This is a genomic window from Pseudomonas fluorescens, from assembly GCF_002022275.1.
Classification (GTDB): domain Bacteria; phylum Pseudomonadota; class Gammaproteobacteria; order Pseudomonadales; family Pseudomonadaceae; genus Aquipseudomonas; species Aquipseudomonas fluorescens_AJ.
Genome location: NZ_MSDF01000001.1, coordinates 129,371 through 154,682, shown reverse-complemented (window position 1 = coordinate 154,682; position 25,312 = coordinate 129,371). Strand labels below are relative to the sequence as shown.

Annotated in this window: 20 protein-coding genes, 1 tRNA gene and 3 pseudogenes; 19 read left to right on the top strand and 5 right to left on the bottom strand. The window is 53.3% G+C overall.

Annotation, left to right across the window (positions count from 1 at the left end; genetic code table 11):
* The first annotated feature begins 16 nt into the window (after positions 1–16).
* The 13 genes and pseudogenes from pheT (at position 17) to BFW87_RS00650 (ending at position 12,825) form a co-directional block, all read left to right on the top strand.
* Positions 17–2,395, top strand: coding sequence for a phenylalanine--tRNA ligase subunit beta (gene pheT / locus BFW87_RS00705; RefSeq protein WP_078738088.1), 2,379 nt, complete (start codon positions 17–19; stop codon positions 2,393–2,395).
* 3 nt (positions 2,396–2,398) lie between these two features.
* Entirely contained in the window at positions 2,399–2,701 is a 303-nt protein-coding gene (gene ihfA / locus BFW87_RS00700) for an integration host factor subunit alpha (RefSeq protein ID WP_002553164.1), read from the top strand.
* Complete coding sequence (locus tag BFW87_RS00695; RefSeq protein ID WP_003219935.1) at positions 2,682–3,038, top strand: MerR family transcriptional regulator; 357 nt, start codon at positions 2,682–2,684, stop codon at positions 3,036–3,038. The genes ihfA and BFW87_RS00695 overlap by 20 nt, the downstream gene beginning before the upstream one ends.
* 90 nt (positions 3,039–3,128) lie before the next feature.
* A tRNA-Pro gene (locus BFW87_RS00690) sits at positions 3,129–3,205 on the top strand.
* A gap of 128 nt (positions 3,206–3,333) precedes the next feature.
* Positions 3,334–3,731 (top strand): annotated as a pseudogene (locus tag BFW87_RS32200) (tyrosine-type recombinase/integrase); the annotation flags it as partial.
* Between the two features lie 607 nt (positions 3,732–4,338).
* Positions 4,339–6,507, top strand: a complete 2,169-nt coding sequence (locus tag BFW87_RS00680) for a hypothetical protein (protein ID WP_217699403.1) — start codon at positions 4,339–4,341, stop codon at positions 6,505–6,507.
* Positions 6,508–6,710: 203 nt separating this feature from the next.
* Positions 6,711–6,845 (top strand): annotated as a pseudogene (locus tag BFW87_RS31330) (DUF2859 domain-containing protein); the annotation flags it as partial.
* Positions 6,796–7,668, top strand: a complete 873-nt coding sequence (locus BFW87_RS00675) for an ABC transporter permease (protein WP_078738086.1) — start codon at positions 6,796–6,798, stop codon at positions 7,666–7,668. The pseudogene BFW87_RS31330 and the gene BFW87_RS00675, both read left to right, overlap by 50 nt.
* Positions 7,668–8,561 (top strand): ABC transporter permease, encoded by an 894-nt coding sequence (locus BFW87_RS00670; protein ID WP_078738085.1) that lies wholly within the window; start codon positions 7,668–7,670, stop codon positions 8,559–8,561. The genes BFW87_RS00675 and BFW87_RS00670 overlap by 1 nt, the downstream gene beginning before the upstream one ends.
* A complete protein-coding gene (locus BFW87_RS00665; protein WP_078738084.1) occupies positions 8,558–9,550 on the top strand; it encodes an ABC transporter ATP-binding protein in 993 nt (330 codons plus the stop codon). The genes BFW87_RS00670 and BFW87_RS00665 overlap by 4 nt, the downstream gene beginning before the upstream one ends.
* Positions 9,547–10,359: an ABC transporter ATP-binding protein gene (locus tag BFW87_RS00660; RefSeq protein WP_078738083.1), complete on the top strand. Its 813-nt coding sequence runs from the start codon at positions 9,547–9,549 to the stop codon at positions 10,357–10,359. The genes BFW87_RS00665 and BFW87_RS00660 overlap by 4 nt, the downstream gene beginning before the upstream one ends.
* 5 nt (positions 10,360–10,364) lie before the next feature.
* Positions 10,365–11,366: a dipeptidase gene (locus tag BFW87_RS00655; RefSeq protein ID WP_078738082.1), complete on the top strand. Its 1,002-nt coding sequence runs from the start codon at positions 10,365–10,367 to the stop codon at positions 11,364–11,366.
* A 151-nt stretch (positions 11,367–11,517) separates the two neighbouring features.
* The gene (locus tag BFW87_RS00650) at positions 11,518–12,825 is read left to right on the top strand and encodes an NAD(P)/FAD-dependent oxidoreductase (RefSeq protein ID WP_078738081.1); all 1,308 of its coding nucleotides are present in this window, start codon (positions 11,518–11,520) and stop codon (positions 12,823–12,825) included.
* 2,126 nt (positions 12,826–14,951) lie between these two features.
* Here the strand turns inward: BFW87_RS00650 and BFW87_RS32500 are convergent.
* Positions 14,952–15,062, bottom strand: a complete 111-nt coding sequence (locus BFW87_RS32500) for a hypothetical protein (RefSeq protein ID WP_368483939.1) — start codon at positions 15,060–15,062, stop codon at positions 14,952–14,954.
* Between the two features lie 44 nt (positions 15,063–15,106).
* Positions 15,107–15,382 (bottom strand): RidA family protein, encoded by a 276-nt coding sequence (locus tag BFW87_RS32195; protein WP_254865839.1) that lies wholly within the window; start codon positions 15,380–15,382, stop codon positions 15,107–15,109.
* A 214-nt stretch (positions 15,383–15,596) separates the two neighbouring features.
* Here BFW87_RS32195 and BFW87_RS00625 point away from each other — a divergent pair, with 214 nt between their 5' ends.
* Positions 15,597–16,508: an AraC family transcriptional regulator gene (locus BFW87_RS00625; RefSeq protein WP_217699402.1), complete on the top strand. Its 912-nt coding sequence runs from the start codon at positions 15,597–15,599 to the stop codon at positions 16,506–16,508.
* A 107-nt stretch (positions 16,509–16,615) separates the two neighbouring features.
* Here the strand turns inward: BFW87_RS00625 and BFW87_RS32495 are convergent, their stop codons facing one another.
* Positions 16,616–16,828, bottom strand: a complete 213-nt coding sequence (locus BFW87_RS32495) for a GyrI-like domain-containing protein (protein WP_217699407.1) — start codon at positions 16,826–16,828, stop codon at positions 16,616–16,618.
* Entirely contained in the window at positions 16,804–17,325 is a 522-nt protein-coding gene (locus tag BFW87_RS32135) for a hypothetical protein (protein WP_217699401.1), read from the bottom strand. Before BFW87_RS32135 ends, BFW87_RS32495 begins: the two co-directional genes overlap by 25 nt.
* Positions 17,326–18,637: 1,312 nt before the next feature.
* Here BFW87_RS32135 and BFW87_RS00615 point away from each other — a divergent pair.
* Positions 18,638–19,882 carry an OprD family porin gene (locus BFW87_RS00615; protein ID WP_078738078.1) on the top strand — a complete coding sequence of 415 codons (1,245 nt, stop codon included), beginning with the start codon at positions 18,638–18,640 and terminating at the stop codon, positions 19,880–19,882.
* A 755-nt stretch (positions 19,883–20,637) separates the two neighbouring features.
* On the opposite strand, the gene BFW87_RS00610 is transcribed toward BFW87_RS00615, so the two are convergent.
* Entirely contained in the window at positions 20,638–21,537 is a 900-nt protein-coding gene (locus tag BFW87_RS00610) for a LysR family transcriptional regulator (protein ID WP_078738077.1), read from the bottom strand.
* Positions 21,538–21,732: 195 nt separating this feature from the next.
* Here BFW87_RS00610 and BFW87_RS00605 point away from each other — a divergent pair.
* The 4 genes and pseudogenes from BFW87_RS00605 to BFW87_RS00590 form a co-directional block, all read left to right on the top strand.
* A pseudogene (locus tag BFW87_RS00605) lies at positions 21,733–22,347 on the top strand (polysaccharide deacetylase family protein); the annotation flags it as partial.
* Positions 22,348–22,392: 45 nt separating this feature from the next.
* Positions 22,393–23,244, top strand: a complete 852-nt coding sequence (locus tag BFW87_RS00600) for an NAD(P)-dependent oxidoreductase (RefSeq protein ID WP_139372373.1) — start codon at positions 22,393–22,395, stop codon at positions 23,242–23,244.
* 22 nt (positions 23,245–23,266) lie between these two features.
* On the top strand, positions 23,267–23,857 hold the full coding sequence (locus BFW87_RS00595) for a nuclear transport factor 2 family protein (protein ID WP_078738074.1): 591 nt from the start codon (positions 23,267–23,269) through the stop codon (positions 23,855–23,857).
* Between the two features lie 60 nt (positions 23,858–23,917).
* Positions 23,918–24,730, top strand: coding sequence for an SDR family NAD(P)-dependent oxidoreductase (locus BFW87_RS00590; RefSeq protein ID WP_078738073.1), 813 nt, complete (start codon positions 23,918–23,920; stop codon positions 24,728–24,730).
* Positions 24,731–25,312 lie beyond the last annotated feature (582 nt).

The following is a 25,312-nucleotide window of genomic DNA, read 5'->3' as shown; positions in this document are numbered from 1 at the left end:
TCTTTAGGAGAGCAGGATGAAATTCAGTGAACAATGGCTGCGCGGCTGGGTAAGCCCGCAGGTAGATCGCGACGAGCTGGTTGCTCGTCTGTCGATGGCCGGCCTTGAGGTCGATAGCGTCACGCCGGCCGCCGGTGTTTTCAGCGGCGTGGTCGTGGGTGAGGTGCTGAGCACCGAGCAGCATCCCGACGCCGACAAGTTGCGTGTATGCCAGGTCAGCAATGGCGCGGAGACTTTTCAGGTCGTGTGCGGAGCGCCAAACGTGCGCCCGGGCCTGAAAATTCCGTTCGCCATGATCGGCGCCGAACTGCCGGGCGACTTCAAAATCAAGAAGGCCAAGCTGCGTGGCGTTGAGTCCAACGGCATGCTCTGCTCTCAGTCGGAGCTGCAGGTAGGCGAGGGCAACGATGGCCTGATGGAACTGCCGGCCGACGCGCCAGTGGGTCAGGACATCCGTGTTTACCTGGAACTGGAAGACGCCAGCATTGAGGTCGACCTGACCCCGAACCGCGGCGACTGCCTGTCCCTCGCGGGCCTGGCTCGTGAAGTGGGCGCGCTGTACAACGCTCCTGTTACCCGCCCGGTGGTCGCCGCTGTGGCCGCTGTGCACGATGAAGTACGCCCGATCGAAGTGCTGGCGCCAAACGCTTGCCCACGTTATCTGGGGCGCGTGATCCGTAACGTTGACCTGTCCCGTCCAACCCCGCTGTGGATGGTTGAGCGTCTGCGTCGCGCCGACGTGCGCAGCATCGACGCCGCCGTCGACATCACCAACTACGTGATGCTCGAGTTGGGCCAACCGTTGCACGCATTCGATCTCGCCGAAATCAATGGCGGCATCCGCGTACGCATGGCTGAAGAGGGCGAGAAGCTGGTATTGCTCGACGGTCAGGAAGTCAGCCTGCGTGCCGACACCCTGGTGATCGCCGACCATTCCCGCGCCCTGGCAATTGCTGGCGTGATGGGTGGCGAGCACAGCGGTGTGTCCGACACGACTCGCGATGTATTCCTCGAAAGCGCGTTCTTCGACCAGATCGCCATCGCTGGCAAGGCCCGTTCCTACGGCCTGCACACCGATGCCTCGCACCGCTACGAGCGTGGCGTGGACTGGAAGCTCGCCCGTGAAGCCATGGAGCGCGCCACCGGCCTGCTGCTGGAAATCACCGGAGGCGAAGCCGGCCCGATCACCGAAACCGTCAACGAACAGTACCTGCCGTCCATCGCACCGATCACCTTGCGCGCCAAGAGTGTCGAGCAAATGCTTGGCCTGGTGATTGCACCTGCTGAAATCGAGCAGTTGCTGTCGGCCCTCGGCCTCGGTATTACCGCAAGCGGGGAAGGGCAGTGGCACGTTGAAGTGCCAAGCCATCGCTTCGATATCAGCCTGGAAGTCGACCTGATCGAAGAGCTGGCCCGTCTGTACGGTTACAACCGCCTGCCGGTTCGTTACCCGCAAGCGCGCCTGGCACCGCAACCCAAGGCTGAGGCGCGTGCGCACCTGCCTGAGCTGCGTCGCCTGCTGGTTGCTCGTGGTTACCAGGAAGCCGTGACCTACAGCTTCATCGATCCCAAGCAGTTCGAACTGTTCAACCCGGGCGTCGAGCCATTGCTGTTGGCCAACCCGATCTCCAATGACATGGCCGCCATGCGTTCGTCGTTGTGGCCGGGCTTGGTAAAAGCCCTGTCCCACAACCTGAACCGTCAGCAAGACCGCGTGCGGATGTTCGAAAGCGGCCTGCGTTTTGTCGGCCAACTCGACGGCTTGAAGCAAGAGCCAATGCTGGCGGGCGTGGTGTGCGGTAGCCGCCTGCCGGAAGGCTGGGCACAAGGTCGCGACACCGTGGACTTCTTCGACGTCAAGGCTGACGTGGAAGCAGTATTGGGCTTTGCTGGTGCACTGAATGACTTCACATTTGTTCCGGGCAGCCATCCTGCGTTACACCCAGGGCAGACCGCGCGTATCGAACGTGAAGGTCGCCTGGTGGGCTTCGTCGGCGCGATTCACCCAGAACTGTCGAAAACCCTGGGCCTTGACCGTCCAGTCTTCGTTTTTGAGCTGGTTCTGGCTGAAGTGGCCTCGGGCAAAATGCCAAAATTCAGTGAGTTGTCGCGCTTCCCTGAAGTGCGCCGCGACCTGGCCCTGATCGCTGATCGTGACGTTGCTGCCACTGCCGTTCTGGATGTAATCCGTGAAAATGCAGGGGAATGGCTGACAGACCTCAGGCTATTTGACGTTTATCAGGGTAAAGGCATTGATCCGCATAGAAAAAGCCTTGCAGTTGGCTTGACCTGGCAGCATCCATCGCGCACTCTTAATGACGATGAGGTGAATACCACGACACAAAATATCCTCACCTCGCTCGAACAAAGGTTGAACGCCACGTTAAGGAAGTGACGTATGGGGGCTTTGACGAAAGCTGAGATGGCGGAACGTCTGTACGAAGAGTTGGGTCTGAACAAACGCGAGGCCAAGGAATTGGTCGAGCTGTTCTTTGAAGAAATTCGGCACGCTCTGGAAGACAACGAACAGGTCAAATTGTCCGGTTTCGGCAATTTTGACCTGCGGGACAAACGCCAGCGGCCTGGCCGCAATCCAAAAACGGGAGAAGAAATCCCGATCACGGCTCGCCGTGTGGTCACCTTTCGTCCAGGGCAGAAGTTGAAGGCCCGAGTTGAGGCTTATGCTGGAACCAAGTCATAACGACGAACTGCCCGTCATCCCAGGCAAACGCTACTTCACCATCGGTGAAGTCAGTGAGCTCTGTGCGGTAAAGCCGCACGTGCTGCGCTATTGGGAGCAGGAGTTTCCTCAACTCAACCCCGTCAAACGCACCGGGAACCGTCGGTATTATCAGCGCCAGGATGTGCTGATGATCCGGCAGATCCGTGCGTTGCTGTACGACCAGGGGTTTACCATCAGTGGCGCGCGTCAGCGTATGTCCGGTGATGAAGCCAAAGACGACACCACCCAATACAAGCAAATGATCCGCCAGATGATCTCCGAACTCGAAGATGTGCTGGTGGTTTTGAAGAAGTGATTCAAGTTTTTAAAATACTTCCACATTTCAAAAGCTTGCGGTATATTCCGGTTCGCTTCGTCAAGAAGCGAACCAAGTAACACGCCTAGTCGGGGCGTAGCGCAGTCCGGTAGCGCACTAGCATGGGGTGCTAGGGGTCGAGTGTTCGAATCACTCCGTCCCGACCATATTTTTCAATGACTTAGCCCAATCTGAAAAGGTTGGGCTTTTTCATGCCGAAAAAATACTCCCACATTTACTCCCACGGATATTCTGGATCTAGGTAGCTTTGGTATCTCAGGGGACCCTTTCATAGTTAAGGGCGCGCGGTGCGCGGTATCTGCTGGTTCACAGATATGAACCGCAGGAAATGATCAGCGAAAATACCCTCAACACCTCCATCAGCCGGATGGGTTACAAGGAAGGTTCACCGGTCATGGCATCAGAGCCACCATATCAACGGCGCTCAACGAGGTTGGCTTTGTCGAAGAGTGGATTGAGGTGCAGCTTTCACACGCTGATGCCAACCAAATTCGGGCTGCATACAATCATGCAGAATACGTCGAGCCGAGACGTAGGATGATGCAATACTGGGCGGACTTATTAGATGCACTAGAGGTCGGCGTTCCGCCGCCTGCGCCTGAGGCTTACATGCCGCAAATCGGGCGACCTTCAACGGATTTTCTGAGCGCGCAGCGGGTACCTGCTGATTAGCAGTACGAAGTCAGGCTATGCGATCAAGGTCGGACAGGATAGATTTGAGGAGACCAAGGAGTGACGCGCTGCGGCATGACTCCTTCGATCACTGATCAGGGAAGAAGGGCTTTGAGAAAGCCAAAGTGAGGAACAACGGTGAGTGCTACTAATTCGATCAACTGGATCGACGAAATCGCAGTTGAATCAGGTAGGCGAGATATTTCTCCGTGGGGGTTTGCTTGACGCCTGAGACAATCACTCGACTACTAGCCTCTATGAACGCCGCCAGCCTCCCAGTGATGTGCAGCGCTGGGCTTTCCATGGATCCTCCTTATTGTCTGCCGTCAGCTAGAGAGGTGGCAAAGCGCTGCTTCTATAAATACAAATACCGTCTTGATTTGGGTGCAAATTGCGACCTCACAGACGCGAAGATCCCTCCTGCGCCGATCAGCGTTCCACGTGTTGTTGCCACTGCATGAAGGGCGAGACTGTGTTAATCAAGTCTTCTGTGCTGGCCGAACGTAGAGCAAACGGCCCTTGGAGCGATCTAGCGCTTCACACCATCGGTTGGCGCGCATTTCAGGATCTATGCTCCCAGGTATGCGAGGTCGTGCTTGGCCGGCCCGTGGAAATCTTCCGCGAAGCTCAAGACGGCGGTCAGGATGCGGTCTTCCTCATTTCTGCAGAAAACGACGCCCTGCTGATCGGAACCGTGCAATGCAAGCATACGTCCGATGCCGCAAAGGCGTTGAAGCTCAGTGATCTCACCGCCGAGATTGCTCATGTCGAGGAACTGGTCAAAGCCGGTCAAGCAGAGACCTACGCCTTCATGACGAACATGAGCGTAGATGCGCCCGTCGCATCCGCAATGCGTGCCAAACTCCGCGCGCTTGGCGTGCGTAAGCCGCACATTCTCGGTCGCCAGTATATCGTCCGTGTTATCAGGAGCAGCGCGCGCCTCCGGGCCCTCGTTCCGCAGGTCTACGGCCTAGGCGACCTCACATCGATCGTAGATGAGCGGCTCAGCGAGCAGAGCCGGGCGTTGCTTGACAGCTGGATTCCAAAGCTTCGCACCTATGTACCTACGCAGGCTCATCGCGATGCAGTCAACGCGATCGCTGAGCACGGCGTAGTGTTGCTACTCGGTAATCCCTCTAGCGGTAAATCGGCGATTGGCGCCATCGTGTCGACCATAGCGTCGGAGAATCCAGACAACACGGTACTTGCTTTGACCAGCCCGCGCGACTTTGAGGCGGGTTGGAATCCTAATGATCCGGGACGCTTCTTCTGGATCGACGATGCCTTCGGCTCCAATGTGCTACGCGACGACTACGTGCAGGATTGGACGTCTGCCTTCTCCAAGCTGCGGGCCGCGATCAAACATGGCAATCGATTTCTTCTAACTTCTCGAAAACATATCTATGAAGCGGCGCGGCGCCGGCTCGGGCAGCGCAACCTTGCCCAATTCGCAGACGGTAGCGCGGTGGTGGATGTCGGCGAGTTGACGTTCGAAGAGAAGACGCAGATTCTCTATAATCATGTGAATTTCGGTGAGCAGAGCCAGAGCTGGCGATCGAGCATCAAACCGCATCTAACCGCTGTCGCTGCGGTTCGCGATTTTCTCCCAGGGATCGCCGAACGTCTCGGGGACCCAAACTTCACCAAGGGCCTAGCGCCCCGCGAAAGCTCACTTGTACGCTTTATGGAGGAGCCGACAGAGCATCTGATTGATACCGTCAACGCCTTAGATGATCAACTGCAGGCCGCGCTCATCCTCGTGTATGTCCATCAGGCCGGATTCGATCCTAGCGATCATGACGCTTCGGCCGCACAGGCGGTCGCCGAGCTGACTGGGTACACTCTCAGTAAGATTCAGGATTGTTTCGCTGAGCTGAAGGGCTCGTTCCTGAAGCTTTCCGGATCAAAATGGACCTTCGCCCATCCGACGATCTCCGACGCCCTAACGGAGATTCTGCGCCAGAAGCCCCATATGATGGCGGCGCTCATACGAGGCGCGACTATCGACACCATTCTCAGCAGTTTCACGTGCGAGGGCTCGCCGCTCATTCGAGATGCGCTTGTCATCCAGACAGCCCTCGACGACGCTCTGGTCGCACGACTTGGCCGCACGCCCGACGAATTGCACCGCAATTGGATGCTGTTCCACTTCCTCTCCTATCGTTCGAGCGAGGCCGTGTTCGTCAAAGCCGTCGAGCAATTTCCCCATCTACTTCGACGGTCCTGCTGGCAATCTGATCTAACTAGCAACGATCCCCGGATCGCCACCTATGCACGTGCTCATCACCTCAGCGTCTTGCCTAACGATCTGCGCTCTGAGGTAGCCGACAGGCTGGAATCTGCCGTGCTCAACGGTCTCGACGTATCCTTCTTCGACGAGCCACAGATGCTAGCGGTCATACCGCCGCTAAGGCTTATCGGTGTGGGCTTGGCGCTGCGGACAACTGTGCTGCCGTCGCTCGAAGAGAGGATCGATGAGATCTCCGCCGACGCTGACTTGGACGAAGAGCCTGACAGCCATTTTAAAAAGCTTCTCGGCGTGCTTGATCGCATTGAGACGATTGGTGTCGACGCGGACGCCACGGCTTTGATCGACGACGCGCGAGATCACGTGAAACGCTCAGTCGAGGCGCTTGAAGAGCGCAAGCGCCAGCATGATGAAAGCTCTGAAGACGAAGCGGATTGGACGCACATCGTGACGCAAAAGAAGGAGGAAGCTCCGCCTTCCACCCCCGTAGTGACAAAGCGCTCGGTGTTCGACGATGTCGATAAATAATAGTCGAGACATCAAGCAATCGCAGTCCGACGCGTCGGACACATCCTTCTCCTATAGCGCGGATGCAAGGCGTCCCCTGCGGGGCGCGGCCGCCGCTCAAGCCGGCTTCGACTATCAGCTAGACGTCTCGATCCTCGCAGCCCTGCAACTCCTCCTCATTTCCAAAGCGCGTCTGGAGCATGTACCGTTTCCTCTCTCTACATCTGCCGGTCAATGGCAACGACATCGCCGCCCGCATGCAGATCGAGCACTACCCCGTCTTGATCACCGCCATCTCACTAGAACAGTGTGCTCTTCATTTCCATTTTAACTTTTTCAGTTTCACATTTGGCTGGTGATCCTGCGAGTGCCATTGCAGGGAGGGAGGCGAGCGCTGAAGATATTGCTAAGGTGCGTCAATTCTATGGGTTCGATAGGCCTATAGCAATTCAGTACCTTGATTGGGCCGTCGATGCATTGCACGGAGATTTTGGGCAATCGTACCACTACCGTCAGCCCGTTTCCTTTTTAATCTCCGAGCGTGTACCCATCACCCTGATTTTGGGGGTTTCCGGGCTCCTAATTGCACTATTAGTGGGAGTTCCTTTAGGCGTGCTTGGTGCAGTTTGGCAGGATTCTGTCATTGATCGATTCGTTGTTTTGCTTGCGGCAATTGGTCAAGCCTTGCCGTCGTTTTGGCTCGCGCTTGTTGGAATGGTGATTTTCGGCGTAACCCTTCGATGGGTCCCGATATCCGGCAGTGGCGGTGTTATGAATTTTGTCCTACCGTCTTTAGTTCTAGGGATCTTCGCTATGCCCGCGATCCTCCGGCTGACGCGCTCTGAGCTGATCGAGGCTCTTCGCTCCGATTATGTGCGTACAGCCCGTGCGAAAGGCCTTCGCCCAGCTCGAATTGTAATACGCCATTCTCTGCGAAACGTTGTACCAGCAATCATTTCCATTTCAAGCATTCAGTTGGGCTCACTGCTGGGGGGGTCAATTGTGATCGAGCAAGTGTTCGCACTCCAGGGCATCGGTTGGTTGGGATACGACGCGACCGTAAGGTCCGACCTCCCAGTGCTGCAGGCTTTGACCATACTTGTCTCTGCTTTTTATGTAGCACTGACTTTAATCGCAGATGTTATGAAAGCCTTTTTTGATCCTCGCATAGGAATCAAATAATGAAAGCAGTAAACGAAACTTTGTCTGCACCGCAACACAAAAGTTTTTTTACAGAACTGAGAAAGCTGCGCACGAACTCGAAAATCATGATCAGTGGGATCTTATTAATTTTATTCTGTGTCGTCGCAATATTTGCTCCATGGATCGCTCCGCACGACCCTAACGTTCAGGACTTAGCTCATCGCTTATACGAACCGTGGGGGTATGCAAAGCATGATGGCGCTCATTTTTTAGGGACAGATGGATTTGGCCGAGATTATTTATCCCGTATGATTTATGGTGCTCGTATCGCGCTCCTGATCGGCTTACTGGTGATGGTTATTGCGGGGCTAATCGGAGTAACTATAGGAATGACCGCTGGGTACTTCGGTGGGGCGGTAGATCATGTGCTGATGTTTGTGATCAACAGTCGACTTTGTTTGCCAGTCTTCCTTGTAGTTATGGCAGTTGTCGTCGTTTTTGGACCTTCTCTGTCAGGGACAGTTTTAATTTTGGGTCTTTTACAGTGGGAGAGATTTGCTATCGTGTCTCGATCAGCTACTCAGCAAATAGCTGGATCCGATTATATACTGGCAGCAAAAATGTTAGGATTCTCTCATTGGCGGATAATATTTTCAGAAATGCTGCCTAATATCGCAAGTTCCCTAATAGTTGTCGCAACTTTGGAAATGTCTTGGGCAATAATTTTGGAGTCTTCGTTGTCATTCATTGGTTTCGGTGTACAGGAGCCTACACCGTCGTGGGGGCTTATGTTGGCTCAGGCGAAGCAGTATATATTTTTCGAACCATGGCTTCTTTACTTGCCTGGAGTAGCACTGGTAGTGCTGGTGTTAACCATCAACACTTTCGGTGATGGCTTCAGTCAGGTCACGGAAGGAGGTCTCGTTAAATGACCGACGTACTTACAGTCAATGACATTAGCATCGATATACCGCTTGGGGATGCAACCTTAAGGCCCGTGCGAAACGTGACGTTTAGTGTTAAGAAAGGGGAGACGCTCTGTATAGTCGGAGAATCAGGATGTGGTAAGTCGCTTACTTCCCTTTCTATTATGGGGCTCCTGCCGAGCGGAGCTAAGATTTCAAGTGGTAATATCATCCTGGCTGGCCAAAATTTGAATGCTTTAAGTGAGCGTGAATGGAGCGACGTCAGAGGCGCCCGGATATCGATGGTATTTCAAGAACCCATGTCATCGCTGAATCCAGTTCTTACTATTGGTGAGCAACTGACGGAGGGGTTCGTTCGGCATGGGCGCGGAACTTTAGCAGAAGCGGAAGAGCGAGCTATCAGCTTGCTAACAACTGTAAGAGTGGTTACTCCTGAGGCGAGGATGAAGCAGTATCCTCACCATTTGTCCGGAGGTTTGCGGCAACGTGTGATGATCGCTATGGCGCTTATGTGCAAGCCAGACGTGATTATCGCCGATGAGCCGACTACCGCATTGGACGTTACAGTCCAAGTGCAAGTTCTAAAACTGCTTAAGACTTTGCAGGCAGAGCTTGGAGTTTCAGTGGTATTCGTTACGCACGATCTTGGCGTTGTGGCGCACATTGCCGACCGCGTCATGGTTATGTACGGCGGAGAGGTGGTGGAAACTGGTACGGTAGAACATATTTTCGGAAATCCTGCACACCCCTACACCCAAGGCCTGCTGAACTGCCTTCCGAAGCCTTTCCAACGTGTCGAGCTCGGATCGCTTCCCGGCTCAGTACCCGCTGTGTACGGGGAGGTGGCGTCTTGCATTTTTTCGAACCGCTGTCCAAACGTGGTTTCAACTTGCACTGAACGGAAGGTGGATTTGATGCCAGTGGAAACTGGACATCAAAGCCGATGCATTCTATCCGTTGAACAGATACACGAGCACTCGGAGCGACGCGCATGAACACCGTGATCGAAATCAATAACGTATTTAGGACATATCAGTCGAAGGCCTCTTTCTTCGCCAAACCGGAGAACGTCCATGTTCTTAAGGGCGTGAGTCTGACAGTTGATCGCGGGCAGGTTCACGGGCTGATTGGGGAATCCGGCTGCGGGAAATCAACCCTCGCGCGTCTCATTCTAGGACTTGATAACCCTACTGGCGGGTTAATAAAGATCGAAGGCAGGGATTTATCGACTCTTTCACGGAAGGAACGCGCAAAAACTATCCAAATGATATTGCAAGATCCTAATTCATCGCTGAACCCAAAAAAAACGGTAGAGGAAATTCTGATAGACCCGCAGAAGGTATTAGCGCTAGGGGATCCTCAGAACTGGCGAAAGAACGCTTCTGAGATTCTTGACCTCGTGGGATTACCGAGGCGTGTACTTTACGCGTCACCAAGAGAATTATCGGGTGGGCAAAAACAACGAGTCGCAATTGGTCGTGCGCTGGTGGTGCGTCCCAGAGTATTGGTCTGCGACGAGCCGACGTCTGCTCTTGACGTATCAATCCAGTCGCAAATTTTGAATTTGCTGCAACGGCTACAGAAAGAATTGGACCTCACGTGTCTGATGATTTCCCATAATCTGGCTGTCGTTGAGCACATGTCGGATAGGGTGGCCGTTATGCGTTATGGGCAGATTGTGGAAGTAGGGCCAACTGAATCGGTAATGCGAGCGCCCAAGCATGCCTATACGCGGCTTTTGTTAGCTTCGGTTCTTTCCCCTGAGCCGGGGCGTGAACTTCCAGAAATTCCGCTAGAGGAGTGAACGTGATGAAAACTTCTTTTCTTGCAAAGAACGACACTGGCAAGTCGCGATTTCCCTTATTATGGGATGCTCATGCGTGTCTTCCGTTATTACCTGGTCAAGACATGAGCTCGCTTGAACGGTATAGAAATGCTGGGTTCCATCATGTGTCGATTAACGTGGGTATGGATATGACATCGACAGTCCAGGTTATTCGCGTTCTTGCTGGATTTCGAGATTGGATTACTCACAACAGCGACCGGTTCGTTCTAGCAAGATCACTGGCGGATATCGATGTAGCTGTGCAGGAGGGGAGGATGGCAATAACATTTGACCTTGAAGGTTCTAATATGCTTGAGTCTGATCCTGCGATGGTAGCGCTCTATGCAGATTTAGGGGTGCGCCAAATGCTGCTGGCGTATAATAGAGATAACGCATGCGCTGGCGGGATTCATGGAGCTGGAAACGGGCTTACTAAGTTGGGTAAGACGATGGTCAGCGAGATGAATCGGTGCGGCATTATCGTGGATTGTGCCCACGCCAGCAAGACAAGTAGCTTAGACATTATGAAATGTACGGAGAAACCGGCCGTATTTTCCCATGCCAATATTAAGGCGCTGTACGATCACCCTCGCAACGTTGATAACGAGCAAATTAAAGCATGTGCTGAAAGTGGGGGCGTTATTGGCATCACTGGGCTTGAAGTTTTCCTTGGAGATTCAAGTTTATCTACTAGTTCTTATATCCGTCAAATCCAATACGTCGCTGAGGCTGTGGGGCCAGAATACGTGGGCATTGGACTGGATACGGTTTTAATCCCCGGGCACAGTGACCTTCCAGAAGGTGATGACGAAGAGAGATGGTGGCCTAATAGGTTTTATGGCGGAATCACTAACCTTCGCAGTATTCAGCCAGAGCGGGTTGGGGAAATACTAGAGGAGCTGGGACGTGCCGGTTTTTCTTGGTTGGAAATTGCAGGAATAGCAGGCGGAAATTTTCGTAGAGTGGCTGGAACTACCTGGTTGTAGACGACGCTGCCTTAGCGAGCACTTCTATTTATCAGAAATATCTAATACAAACCTTTAATTTTGCCCAAGCAGACCACTGTAAAATGTTTGCTTGATAAGTGTGCGTTTTTCAGGATCGTTTACATCCTCGCACTTACACTCGGGAGTTCGCATGCTGGAATCTCGTATTGCCCCAAAACAATGCCCGCATATAACGGCTCCACTTCCAGGTGAAGTAGATGTTACCGTCGTTGGCGGTGGCGTTATAGGAGTCTTTACCGCTTGGGCACTTCAGAACGAAGGTTTAAAGGTGCTGCTTTTGGAAAAAGGGAGGATAGCGGCTGAGCAATCCAGTCGCAATTGGGGGTGGATTAGACAGCAAGGACGAGATTTTGCTGAACTACCAATAATGATTGACTCAATTCCTATGTGGAACGGTTTAAGCTCAGGGATAAAAGAAAAAATCGGCTACTCCCAAAATGGCATAACGTACTTGGCAAGAGATCAAGCCGCCATGCACAAGCACGAACAGTGGTTAGACGGGGCGAAGGGCTCGGGTGTTGATTCTCGAATGCTTTCAAAGCGTGAAATTAAAAAACTTTTTCCAGATTCCTATGGATGGATAGGCGCGCTGACGACTCCTTCTGACGCAACGGCAGAGCCCGTTTCTGCTGTACCAGTAATCGCGAAGGCCGCTGCGGTTGATGGCGTGATCTTCCGCGAACACTGCGCTGTACGCGCACTAGATATTAGGAGTGGTGCAATCGAAGGAGTATTCACTGAACACGGTAGAGTCAAGTGCGATCGCGTTATAATTGCTGCTGGCGCTTGGAGTTCCCTGCTCCTTCGCCAGCACGGCATGCTAATTCCTCAGCTATCGGTTCGAGCATCGGTATTCAGTACGCACCCGATGCGCAATTTTTATAATTCTGCGGCTGCTGATGACAGGTTGGCATTTCGCCGGCGGATGGATGGAAGTTACGTGCTTGCTACATGGGCAACACGTGATTTTTTTATAGGACCTGACGCCTTTAAGCATTTTAGGGCTTATATTCCACAAATTCGCAATGAGCTTGCTAGTACACGTTTGAAAATTGCAGCCCCAACTGGTTTTCCTGATGCATGGACTACTCCGCGACGCTGGAATTCTGAAGATAAGTCGCCTTTCGAGAATTGTCGAATTCTCGACCCGTCCCCAAACTCCACAGATTTAAAATACATAAAACGACTGTTTGCTCTTTCTTTCCCGCACCAAGGGGAGCTTGGCATCAAAAAATCTTGGGCGGGCATGATCGATACCATGCCCGACGCTCTGCCGATCGTAGGTGCTGGGCCTATCGCAGGCGTTACAATCGTCACAGGTATGAGTGGACATGGCTTCGGGATTGCTCCGGGCATCGCAGCGGCCGTTGCGGATATCGCCCAGCTGCGAATTTCTAAATACGATCTCCGCGCATTCTCATATTCACGTTTTCAATGATCCTGGTTTACCGCAAAGCAAGAGTGTGTCCAAGGTTAGGTATATAGCTATCCCATGGTGGTCGAGTAGTGCGCGCCGATTTTCGAGATCCACAGTACTGCTCGACCAATCAGGCGTTTTAGCTTCAAACACTGCAAAACGCCGCCACAGAGCTGGCGCGTGGCGACACACTGGAGCAGCAGTTAATGCAACTGCGCTTATCGCCGGTCAGCTAGCACAAGACACATGCAAGGAAAAAGCCCGAGCCTCAGCCAGCGAAGTGGGTACGCCAGGCTAAAGCCTCAGTATACGGCGCCTAGGCTTCAACAGTTGGGCATGACACGACACAGGTAGGAAAGGTTCAGAAGGCACGGAATCTTGCGGGGGCGCTGAATTGAGGTTAGCTGTTTAGTGTACGTGGCACCAAAAGGTCAATGTTTCCTTTCACGACTCAAGAGACAACATATCGACTCGGGGCGGCATCCATTCTGTGTAATTGATCCTCACCATTCGTTTAGTCGAGACCAATACGACCAGCGGCTTTGCGCTTCTGGCCAGTATCTCGCAATAGGCGAGCATAATATAAAGCTCCGCGGCCACAACGGCGTTGATCCCGCCGGTTGGAATCAGGTCCTGCCGGTGCGCGAGGTGATTGACGCCGTCCGAGGCAGCGGCCCCCTCCATGAGCCGTCGAGGTCCGCGAGGTTGCCGCGACTTACCTTGACGCCGAGCGCAGTTGCCACCGCCGCGCCCTTGTCGGACCGAGCCAGGGCAGTGACCTCATGGCCAGCGGCGATAAGATCGGAGATGATGTACGGACCGGAATGGCCGATGCCACCGGTAACAAAAACGTGTATATACGTGCTCCTCATGGGTGATGGGGGTTCGGAAAATAGGCGGACGCAGTTGCGACCCAGCGCCCCGCCGTTAACTCAAGTCAGTCGGCGCAAAGTAATGGCCGTTGTCGACGTTCTCGTTCAGACCGGGCTGAACTGGGTTCCCGCCAAAAGCCTGGCGGGTGATGGCGTTCGATGTGAGGAAGGCTAGCGTGGCCACTGCCGCCAAAAACCCAAAGTAGCCCGGCAGCCTCAATTCGTCCGCGGGGATGCTCACGACGGGTATTCCCAGGCGAGCGGCTATAACCTCGGCGATCTTGCGGAAAGGGATTCTCTCGTCGCCGATCGCGTGCCAAGTTTTGTCTGCGGGCCCCTTCCCGAACGCCCGTCGTAGCAGAGATGCACGATCGCGGAGTTGCGCAGCGGGCCAGCGGTTCTTGCCGTCTCCAGGATAGCCGCGGGCACGGCACCCGAGCCGATGATGCTGATAGTGTTCATATGCTGAACTTTCATGGGCATAGCGTCGAGCAACTCGACGACTGCGCTCGGTGTGGACGTCGTGCCAAGCTTTTCACTTGCTAAATACAAGTTAAAGGCCGATTTTTTACTCGTTTTGCAAATAATGCTAAAATTCGGCCATGAAAACGACACGTAGAGAGGTCTTTCGGTCTAGCTGCGTATTGAATTATAGCGTGGAGGTATTCGGCGATCGGTGGTCTCTGCTGATCATCCGCGACATCGTATGTACTGGAAAAAGACCTACGGCCAATTCCTTAAATTGGAAGAGGGAATCGTAACCAACGTCCTGGCTTCTCGCCTTGCCTCTCTCGAGGAGCAAGGAACTCTTTCGAAGGAGCCCAACCCCGATGACCGGCGCAAGGACTTTTATCGGTTGACAATGGCATAGACCTCATTCCGATGCTGCTACACATCGTCTTGTGGAGCGCCAAGCACGATTCGCAATCGCAAGTGCGCCCGGGGCTCGAAGCTCTTTGAGCAGTTGAGCCAAAGTTCATGCAGTTGATCGTAGGGGTGAAAGCACTATTGCGTGCGGGCGGATGTATCTTCCCAATGGGTAACGAATGAGCAGACTGAAACAGGGGATACACCGTGTGCATTGGTCACATCGGTGATGGTCTTTCCCTTCCAGGTTGCCCACTAGATAACTGTGCCATCCTGCTGTTTGATCCCTCGCCGGTCAATGCTGAGTTTTTGCCGAAGGTCAGATAGGGGTGCTACTTTTTCAACAGCATCGGCCGAACGCTGCCGGACAGCTGGCGTTAAAATAGAGGTCAGACCACCAACCGCCAGTTACACCCCAAAAATAGCTTCAATTTCGATATTCAGCTCCGGGGAAAACAACTTCGAAACCTCGACCAGGGAGCTGGCAGGAAAATGCCCATTATAGTGCTGTACGAGCACTTTGCACAGTTCGCCAGCCTCTCTAAAATCGGTAATAAATATAGTCACTTTTTCAAGAGTGAAGACATGTCGATGCCTTCCTCAACGGCAACGGTTTTAATTTGCTCAAAAATAGCATTGGTCTGTTTTTCAAGGCTCTGCCCTTGGGCCTCAGTCCCGAATGCCGTGAAGCCTGACAGATATAACGCATTGCCATTTCTCACTGAATGCGAGTAGGGCCCTACGGTAGGAGGAAGTGCTGTGTAAGTTTTACGTTCGATATTATTACTCGGCATATTAGTGCGTCCAACTTTATCAGTGAATGAGTAATCCTGAAGCATCTGAAATCAAGTGCTTAGTCAGGAGTCGCCCGAGCTGGCTATACTCTCAGAAGCTGCCAAAAGACAATAGTCATGTTTCTATATGGTTGCTGCCTGATTCTCTACGCGTTGAATATTTCCAATATTCTGCGTTTGCCGCGTGTATCATAATTTGCTCTGGCAGCGTGTAAGTGTCGGCCATACCCCAACATTCAGGCACGGGAGGTAATAGTTGGTGAAGAACTATCGTTTTGCAGTTGAAGATGGTCGTGTGGCGCTCAGGGACATACTGCTTGGCCTTCTCCCTGAGGCGGGCCGGTTTTCCACGTCTATAGAGGGTTTTACGCTGCACCGCTATGACCATTCAGACACGGCAAATCTGCACTTCTACAATCCCATACTCATCGTCGCAGTACAGGGAAAGAAGTGGGTTCGTATTGGAATCAAGGATTTTTCATTCGGGGAGTACACGTGTTTTATCTCCGGTGTGAACATGCCCGTCACCAGCTGTCTCTTGGAAGCGACCCCGGAAACACCTTACTTGTCAATTTCCCTGGACTTGGACAGACGCTTGATAGCTGCGTTGGCGGCGAAAACTCCACAGTCCGTGGAGTATAATCTTGACACGGCAGTTGGAGCTGCGGTGCAAGAGCTCAGCCCGGAATTGCTTGATGCCGTTTTACGGATGCTTGAACTACTCGATAAACCAGAGCAGGCGGAGGCGCTGGGCGCTTTGATATATCAAGAAATACACTTCCGACTGCTGACAACACCCTTTGGACATCAGCTTCGATTTTTGAATACGGTGGGTTCGCAAGGTTATAACATCAACCAGGCGATTATGTGGCTGCGGGAAAATTATCGGGAAACGCTGCAGGTAGACAAATTAGCCGCAAAGCTTAATATGGCACCTTCTACTTTGTATAAATACTTTAAGAAAATAACAACACTCAGCCCCCTGCAGTATCAAAAGCGTCTGCGGTTAGATGAGGCTCAACGCCTGATGCTCGTTGAAAATTATGATGTCATCCAAGCTGCCTTAATGGTCGGTTATGAAAGTGCCAATCAATTTGGTCGAGAATACAAACGGCTGTTTGGCGAGCCGCCTAGGAAAAATGTTATGAACATCAAGGCCGGTAGGCAGTAGCAGCACGAAACTTGGATTTTGTCCATCCTCGCGTTCATATATAAGGAAATAGGCGGTTATTTTTTGCTTGCTCACTCCCTTAATCGAGGTGGCACACGGGAGTTACGCTACAGCGCCCGCACTGGAATGTAGATGTCGCAGCTAAACTCTCCGGTGTGGACGTCAAGTGCTGTGGTCGCAGAAAAAATCTCAAAGCAAGGCCGGTCGTCGCATTGCATTCCGCTGGACGGCATCCATTCACGAGCCAGCCACATCCAGGCGTTAGCTAAACCCTCAACTTTCCCTTTGAAACTTGCTACGGCATAACGGCCGCGCGGCAGAGTTTGAGTATCCGCCTAGTCGCTAGCAACAAAAGGCGCGGGTAGTTCGACGCAACCGTCATAGCGGCACTTGCTGGCGTGAGAGAGGGATCGTCATAACCTATGCCGTACCACGTTTGATCACTGAGGCCATTTGAGTGCATCCACCGCGTAATGGTACCGCACCGCAATTCGCCGATGGCTGGCCCATATGGACCGATCAAAAGTTGATATGCGACACGTGATTTTGGTAAATCAATAATGCATACATCCATGGCAATTTCTTTCGTTAGCCGATGAGAACCATCAGGTTCCCTGAACGCGTGCTCGTCTTCCTGATGGATATTGCCGAAGACCTGATCAGGTTTGCTCTCTTGGTTGCCTGGTTGCGGCCCGATCGCGGCCGCCTGAGTTTTTAGCCGCTCAAGAGTCGTGGAGCGCCAGGCCGATAGCGTGCAGCCGAACTTGGGGTTGAAGGCTCGCGCAAACGCTTCGCCCGAATGGAAGCCGGCGGCCAACGCGAGTTCAAGCTCTGTTTCATTGCTACCACAGGACAGCCGGAACGCCGCCGTCTCGAGCCGTGGACTCTGCTCATAGCTGCCAAGCGTTTCGCGTTTCTTCCATCTATGCGGCGAAAATTCGATGAAAATGGAAACGCGAGAAATTGGCGTTGGCGGCCCAAATGCCCGTCATCTAAAGGTTGATCAAGGTGAGCGTCGATGTAGTTGAGCACACGATTTATCTGTCTTGTGTACTGAGCGCGGGATGCTTGCGCAAACTTTCGGTGGTCATCTTAGGTATTCTAAAAAACACCGTTCATGTGGTTATTGAGCCGTTAACCCCCGCGCGTTGGTACCCTCCGTGATCGGCTGCACCGGGTGTATTGCTGCCTGATATAACGGGCAGTTCGCTGTTCCTATTTACCAGCCCGACAATTGACGCGGGAAAAGGTCGCCATCGATCGGTAGCGTTCGCAGCATAGGCAGCGAGTGACAACGCCGTTCGCCTCTGAACAAGAAGCTTAACGCAGGCACACGCAATAAAATTGACAATACGTCGTAAGCGCCCTGATCTCTGAGCTCCATAGTGCCTCCGCATCGAGAAATCGGGACGGAGGGTCAGTTTTACCTATGTAACGGTCTTCCAGCTCAGAATCCGGTACATGCACAAGGGGGGGGCATAGTCAGTAACAACTGCGATTTTCGTATGTTGGAGGTGTGGCAACTACTGCTGAGAACTCTCGTGCGTGTTTTTCCATCGCTGGGAGCCATGGAGGGGTGGGATCGTTAGTCGATTGTGCAGACAGGATGCCACCAATACTTGCCAGAATCCTAAATGGACAATCACGCAGCGATGACTGCTTCCACGGGGCGTAGGGGCACCGTCGCTTATTTTGTTTGCCGCTTGATACGCAGGAGCTTGGCGCGTCATGGCGCAACACCTTCGTCATTATGGGTTCAGCTGTTGACTGTTTGGCAGAACTGTACCTTCCTTTCGGGCCATATATAAGGCAGTTTGAACAAATCCAATAATAATTGACTCCTTTAGGAGCGCTTGATGCTCATCGATTTATGTTTTCTGAACTTTCACAACCCGTCTCCCATTCGGCTCCTTGCGGACCTTAATCATCATGAGCTTGGATTAAATTTGGAATATAAAGCGTCATTACTTCGCACCGATCGCTGGGTTGCCGTATTGTACTTCGTCCCTTTTAGGGGGCATCTTGCACTGAAGACTAATTAGTTCGTCACTCTAAAATCAAAACTCTTTCTCTAGCGATACTCGTTTGTCCGCGTTGGGAAGCTGTTTTATATAAAAGGAATAATAAAAATGAAGATCCTTTGCCGTTCCAATTCTGTCTTGCTCACCTACCTGGTTTTTACTGCCAGCAGCAGCTATGCCGAAGGCTTTCTCAATGACAGCACGGCGTCGCTGAACCTGCGCAACTTCTATCTAAACCGCAACTTCGTCCACGTCAACTACCCGCAAGCTAAGGCTGAGGAGTGGACGCAAAGTTTTATCCTCGATGCCCGGTCAGGCTTCACGCAAGGTGTCATGGGTATCGGCGTTGACGTACTGGGCTTGTACTCGGTGAAGCTTGACGGCGGTAAAGGCACGGCCAATACCCAGTTACTTCCGGTGCACAGTGATGGCCGTCCGGCAGATGACTTCGGGAGACTTGGGATTGCGTTGAAGGCCAAGGTGTCGGATACGGAAATCAAGGCAGGGGAGTGGGCGCCCATCTTACCAGTGCTACGCTCCGATGACGGCCGTTCTCTTACCCAAACTTTTCGTGGCGCGCAAGTGACTTCTAGGGAGTTCAGCGGCCTGGCGTTGTACGGTGGCCAGTTTCGCGCCAACAGCCCGCGCAATGATGCGAGCATGGAAGACATGTTCATGAGTGGCCGCCCCGATGCGACCTCGGACCGTTTCAACTTTGGTGGCGCTGAATACCAGTTCAATGACAAGAAAACCCAGGTGGGTGTGTGGTACTCGGAGCTGGCGGATATTTACCAGCAACGCTACTTCAACGTGAACCATAGTCAATCCTTGGCCGGCTGGATGCTGGGTGCCAATTTCGGCTACTTCAGCGGTGAGGAAAATGGCAAGGCCTTGGCCGGCGACCTGGAAAATCGGGCCTTGTCGGCGATGCTTTCGGCGAAGATCGGCGCCCACACCTTCTACCTGGGTGGTCAGCGTATGTCGGGCGATAACGGCTGGATGCGTGTCAACGGCACCGCCGGCACCAGCTTGGCCAACGACAGCTACAACTCCAGTTATGACGCCGCCAAAGAGCGATCCTGGCAAGTGCGCTACGACTATGATTTTGCTGCTCAGGGTGTCCCAGGGCTGACATTGATGACGCGTTATATCAGTGGTGACAACGCCCATGTCGGTACGGCCACTGATGGCAAAGAATGGGGGCGAGAATCAGAATTGGCCTATGTTGTGCAAAGCGGTGTTGCGAAGAATCTCAATGTGAAGTGGCGCAACTCCACGTTGCGGCGGGATTTCAGTACCAACGAGTTTGATGAGAACCGGCTGATTATCAGCTATCCAATTTCACTGCTATAGCGACGGATCGAATATAGCGCATTGACGATTTTTGTTGAGGCCTAAATGAGCGAAATTACCACTGCACCGGTTCATTTAACCTCCTGCTACTTACGGGTACCGTCCGCAGCAGGTGTCAGGTCATACGAGAACGACCGTGTCTTCGAGCTTCGTATCTGCTCTTGCCGAACTTCGCCAACACCGCTCCAGTTGCTAATGAAGAATACTAATTCACTCTAATTATCTTACGCAGCAGATGGGATTAGTTATGAACCCTTGGAGCAGAATCTAGTATGCCCAACTAATCGAGGTGAGTAGTACGAGCATTGGCGTACTTAAAAACGTTGAGTATTGATAGGATATTGCTTAGCAGATCTCGACTGTCTGTAGCCAATGCTGCGTCTGTTAGCTGGAGCCCCGATTGGTGTCTGGACTTGATTGCGCAGACGCTAGCTGGCCATGTGGATCATGGTATTTATGTGATCGAATAGCTAGTCGTGCAACGATGTCACCTTTTATTCCCTACTGAGGCTGCCATCGTTTACCTGATAACGCGGCGCGGCACGCGAGATCGACACAGGAGTCGCCACAAAGATTTTATTGGATCAATTGAGTCAAACCAGCGATTACTGTGAAAGAGCGGCCGATGACCGGCTCGTAACTCGCGCATGATCACACTTTCACAAGAAAGGTTATCGCTGAAACGCACCAGTCCATCGAGAGCGCCGAATAATTCGGGCGTCTCTTGCCATTTTTCGAGATAGCGGGCCTATTGGTCATTTTTGCGCATTGATGAAGTCGATAAAGGCCCTCAAAGGCGCAGGCACCAAGCGATTGCCATAGTAGTACAAGAACGGTCCGGAAAAATCCTGCCACCATTGTTCGAGAACGGGCTCCAGCACTCCACTATCAAAATGGGGTCGCAGCCAATCCTCAAAGAGGTAAATGATTCCCGTTCCCGCTATCGCGGCATCAACCGCGAGATCGATGGTGGTGCCAGCGCGCACTATCAGTGGCCCGGCGGGAGTGATCTTGACCACTTCACCTTTGCGCTCGAACTCCCAGATTTCCAACGCGCCGCCTGCAAAGCGGCTGCTCAGACAGGCGTGGGACAGCAACTCACCAGGATGCCGAGGTCGCCCGTACCGTGCTAGATAGTCGGGAGCCGCCGCCGTTGCAAAGCGCTGTTTGCTTGGACCTATCGGCACCGCAATCATGTCCTGTTCGAGCCGTTCATCGTATCGAATGCCAGCGTCGTAGCCCGCCTCCAGCACATCGATGACGCTGCTCTCGGCGGTGACTTCCATCCGAACGCCAGGATTCGCGGCAAGAAAGTGTGGAATTATTTTCGGCAGTATTAGCCGCGCTGCATAGACCGGGACGTTGAGTCGCAAGGTGCCGGTGAGGCTGCGACCAGCGCTGTTGACAGCGTCAAGCGAGGCCTCGACCTCTATCAAGGCCGGGCCAAGTCGTTCGAGCAAACGTCGCCCTGATTCGGTGAGTACCACACTACGTGTAGTCCGGTGCAGCAGCCGCACTCCGAGTTGCGTTTCGAGCCGGCGAACGGCTTCGCTGAGTTTGGAGGCGCTGACGCCGCTAGCGCGCGCGCCATCGCGAAAGCCCATGGCGCGAGCGACCACGACGAAGTCGCTCAAGTCTTTAAGATTGATGGGCATTGTTCGTATTTCCGCACGACCTGTACGCAATTTTGGTGATTATTGTTGAGTTCAGATCAGTCTACCATGCGTCCGGTGGAACTTAAGGAAGGGAAAAGATTAAGCAACTGGTCGCGACAATTCTTGGTCTGTTGCTGCTAGGGGAGTACCGCGCACACCCAGGACAATTACGAGGCGGCCAGCAGGAGCGACGAGAAATTCATCGCGCTAACGTTCGACGATGGCCCCGACGAGCAAACAACGCCTGCGATGCTCAATGTTCTTAAGCAACACGATGCGAAAGCGAGGTTTTTCGTCATGGGTAACAGCATCGAACCCAATGCATCAATTCTGAAATGCATGGTCAACGAGGGGCACGCCATCGGCAACCACACGATGACGCATGCGCGATTCAGTGATGTGAACAACGGCGTACTGCGTTCGGAAATTGAAGGTGCGAGTCACATGATTGAACGCACGAGTAGTGTCGTGCCATATGTGTTGCGAACGCCGTTCGGCGTAATTAACGCTGAAGCCGCAAACGCCTCGCGCGCTAATGGGCTGGGAATTGTGCTTTGGAGCATCTATCCCGATGAGTCCAGCTATTTCGCCAGTGCCGCAAGTATTACCGAGCGCATCGTGTCGAGCGCCATGTATGGCGACATCCTGTTCCCGCACGACACCTCGCAGTGCTCGGTCGAGATGGCTCAGTTTGAGCTTCTCGGCCCGTCTATAAAGGGCTTTCGCTTCGTCACCATATCGGAGTTGATCAAGCGTCACGGGGAGCTGGTGCCGGGCGCGACCTACGAAACTGCTTACACCGCCGAATGATTCGGCCTGCGCTAACTCAACATGAAAACGATTCGGAGCAAACATATGAGTGAGAACAAGCCAAACACGCAGTCAATCGCCGTCGGCTTTGTAGGGCTCGGCGATCAGGGGCTATTGATGGCCGCCGCAATAGCAAGGGCTGGGCATGATCTGCACGTATGGGCGCGAAATCCCGAGCATTATACCGGCCTCAAAGGCGCGGCGTTCACGCGTCACGACAGTATTGAGTCACTGGCGGCGGCGAGTGAAGTCGTCGGTCTTTGCATCAGCAGCGACGACGATGTAATTCAACTCTTGCGGAACGGATTACTGCAACATTTGCGTAAAGGAGCCATTGTCATCAATCACGGCACGGGTACGCCAGCGAAGGCCAAGGAAATAGCCGAAATCTGCGCCAAGGGCGGCGTCGAGGCGCTCGATGCCCCCGTCAGCGGCGGTAGGCCGGCTGCGGAAGAATGCCGGCTGACGACGTACGTCGGAGGGGCGAAGGCAGTCGCGAAGCAATGCTTGCCGGTGTTCCAAAGTTTTTCGCGCCATGTCCAATACATGGGCGCAACGGGAGCGGGGCAATACGCGAAGCTGTTCAACAACACGCTGATGATCATGAATCAGGCCGCGATCGCTGATGTACTCGACCTCGCTAGCCGCTGTGGGCTTGATCCGCGCAAGACCGTTGAAGCGCTGAAACTCGGCAGCGCGTTCAGCAATTCGTTGACCTACTTCAACACAATGATCACCGAGCAAACCGTTGGCCATCTCTCGCGCCTAGAGGAGGAGGACATGGATCTGTTCGCGGTGGCGATGGCCGATGTCGGTATCGACGGCAGTATCGTCTATGAGCGGGGTATCGCCGGTGCACGCGGCATCGCAAAAACGATTCAGTTGCTCAACAGTTAACTACCATTTGAGAAAACATTTTATGTCCGAAAACATTAGTGAGGTAACACAAGCGGTTCTCGGTGAGCGTCAGAACCGCGATCGTGGCTGGTGGGAGCATTGGGCTGACGGCTTCACTGACGATGCTTTCATTAACATGAGTTGGATTGACGACAGCGCGAAAGAATTCGTGCGCCGCACTAAGGAGCAGTCCGCACAAACGGCTTGGGGACATCATCGCCTTTCTCCGCCGACTGTGCACGTCTGCAGTGGGCGAGCAATTGCAGAACTTCCCCTCGGCATCGAATTCCGCATTGATGTCGATGGCGTTGAAGCCGATCTCACCTCCTATTGCCGCTCGCAATATCGTCTGCGACACGAACAAGGCAAGTGGAAGATTGCCGGTATCACGTCCATTTACGAACGCGACATTGTCACCGCGGCGATTCCGGGCGTGCAACTGTCAATCGATCCGGCGCAGCTAATGCAATTTCGGGCGTCGTATCGTTGTCTTGCTTGGTATCACGATCGTGCTGGAAGAACGATCCAGCGCGAGCTGCCGGGCGACGACAGGCCGGACCTCGTGAAGGCAGTCTACGACGCCGAATGGGCTTGGTTAAAGCATGCCGGTTAACAAACGAATTAATATGTATGTCGCGTATATTTTCATTGTCACGCTAGAGGATATAAAAGTATGAACACGTCGCTCATCGTAAATCGAAACTCCAAGCGTTTGGCGCTTGTCACGGGCGCTTCCTCGGGCATAGGCAGAGCATTCGCGTTGCGTCTCGGCGCTGAAGGTTATGACCTGATCGCAGTAGGTCGTCGTCTTGACCGACTCAATGAACTGGTCACTCTATTGCCCAACGTTAATGTTCGTCCGCTTGTTGTCGATCTTGATACCAGCGAAGGCGTGAAAACTGTCGCTGACGTGTGCGCGAGTGAAGAACTCACGTTGCTCGTCAATAATGCTGGTGTCGCACACTACATGCCGTTTACCGACTTGCCGGTCGAGAAGGCGCAGGAAATTCTTCAAGTGAAAGTAATTGCACCGACGCTGCTCTCACATGCCGCAGTAACTGGCATGGTCAAGCGCGGCGGAGGCACCATCATCAACGTCGCTGGCATGATCGCCTTCAGCGGCCCCGCGTCCATTGAAAAGGTGCCCGTGCGCCGTGTCGTCTACTGCGGCTCACTGGCCTATCTCGTTGCGTTTTCGCAAACGTTGCACGAGGAGCAGAAATCAAATGGTCTGCAAGTGCAAGTGTTGTGTCCGGGAATCGTTGCTACGGAATTCCACACCCGCCAGGGACAGGATTTGAGTGCGGTTCCCCGCATGTCGGCCGAAGATGTGGTTAACGCAAGCTTGCTTGGTCTCTCGTTTGGCGAAGTTGTTTGTGCGCCAGGTGTAGAGAAGGGCGAGCTGCTCGACGCTGTGTTTCAAGCCGACCTAATCGCATTTGGCGCTCAGTCACCACAGCCCGCTACGCGCTACCGTGCGCCATAAATAGCAATTCCACCTGTTACGAAGTAACGGCGATCCTATGTGGTAGAAGCTTCAGTTCAGACAGTGGATCGGCAAAGCCTGTCGAAGCTAAAGCCGCTCCCACATTAGTAAGCCTTCCGAAGTAGGTTCCTCTCCGGCGTAGATGGTCGATACTAAAAATACGTCTGGAAGCCAAATAGGTTTGGAAGGAACCAGTTCACGGGGATTCTAGAAGCAAGGGCGAGCGAAGCGCCGTCGCAGAAACCAAGTCGATGATGCAGATGTATCCACCCCAAAAACAAAGCATAGCGATCGGCTGGTCGTTCTGCGACAACCTTGGGCTACGCTGTACTTGAGTTCGCTACTGCCAAGCGCCACTGGCCTAGCCGGAAAGTAGCTTGTGCACGCGACGGCCAAAATATGTCCTAACCTATTACTCTGTAGGATTCTTGAGGTGGCTGTACGCTTTGCGGAAGACCCAGGATGGGGAGTTCCTGTGAACTGTATCTCTCCGCACGGTGTTTTCTGAAGAAACTACGTAGAAAATAGTGCAGTTTGACTACCGTTTTACATCTATTAAATGGTTAATGCGCGATCCGCGCA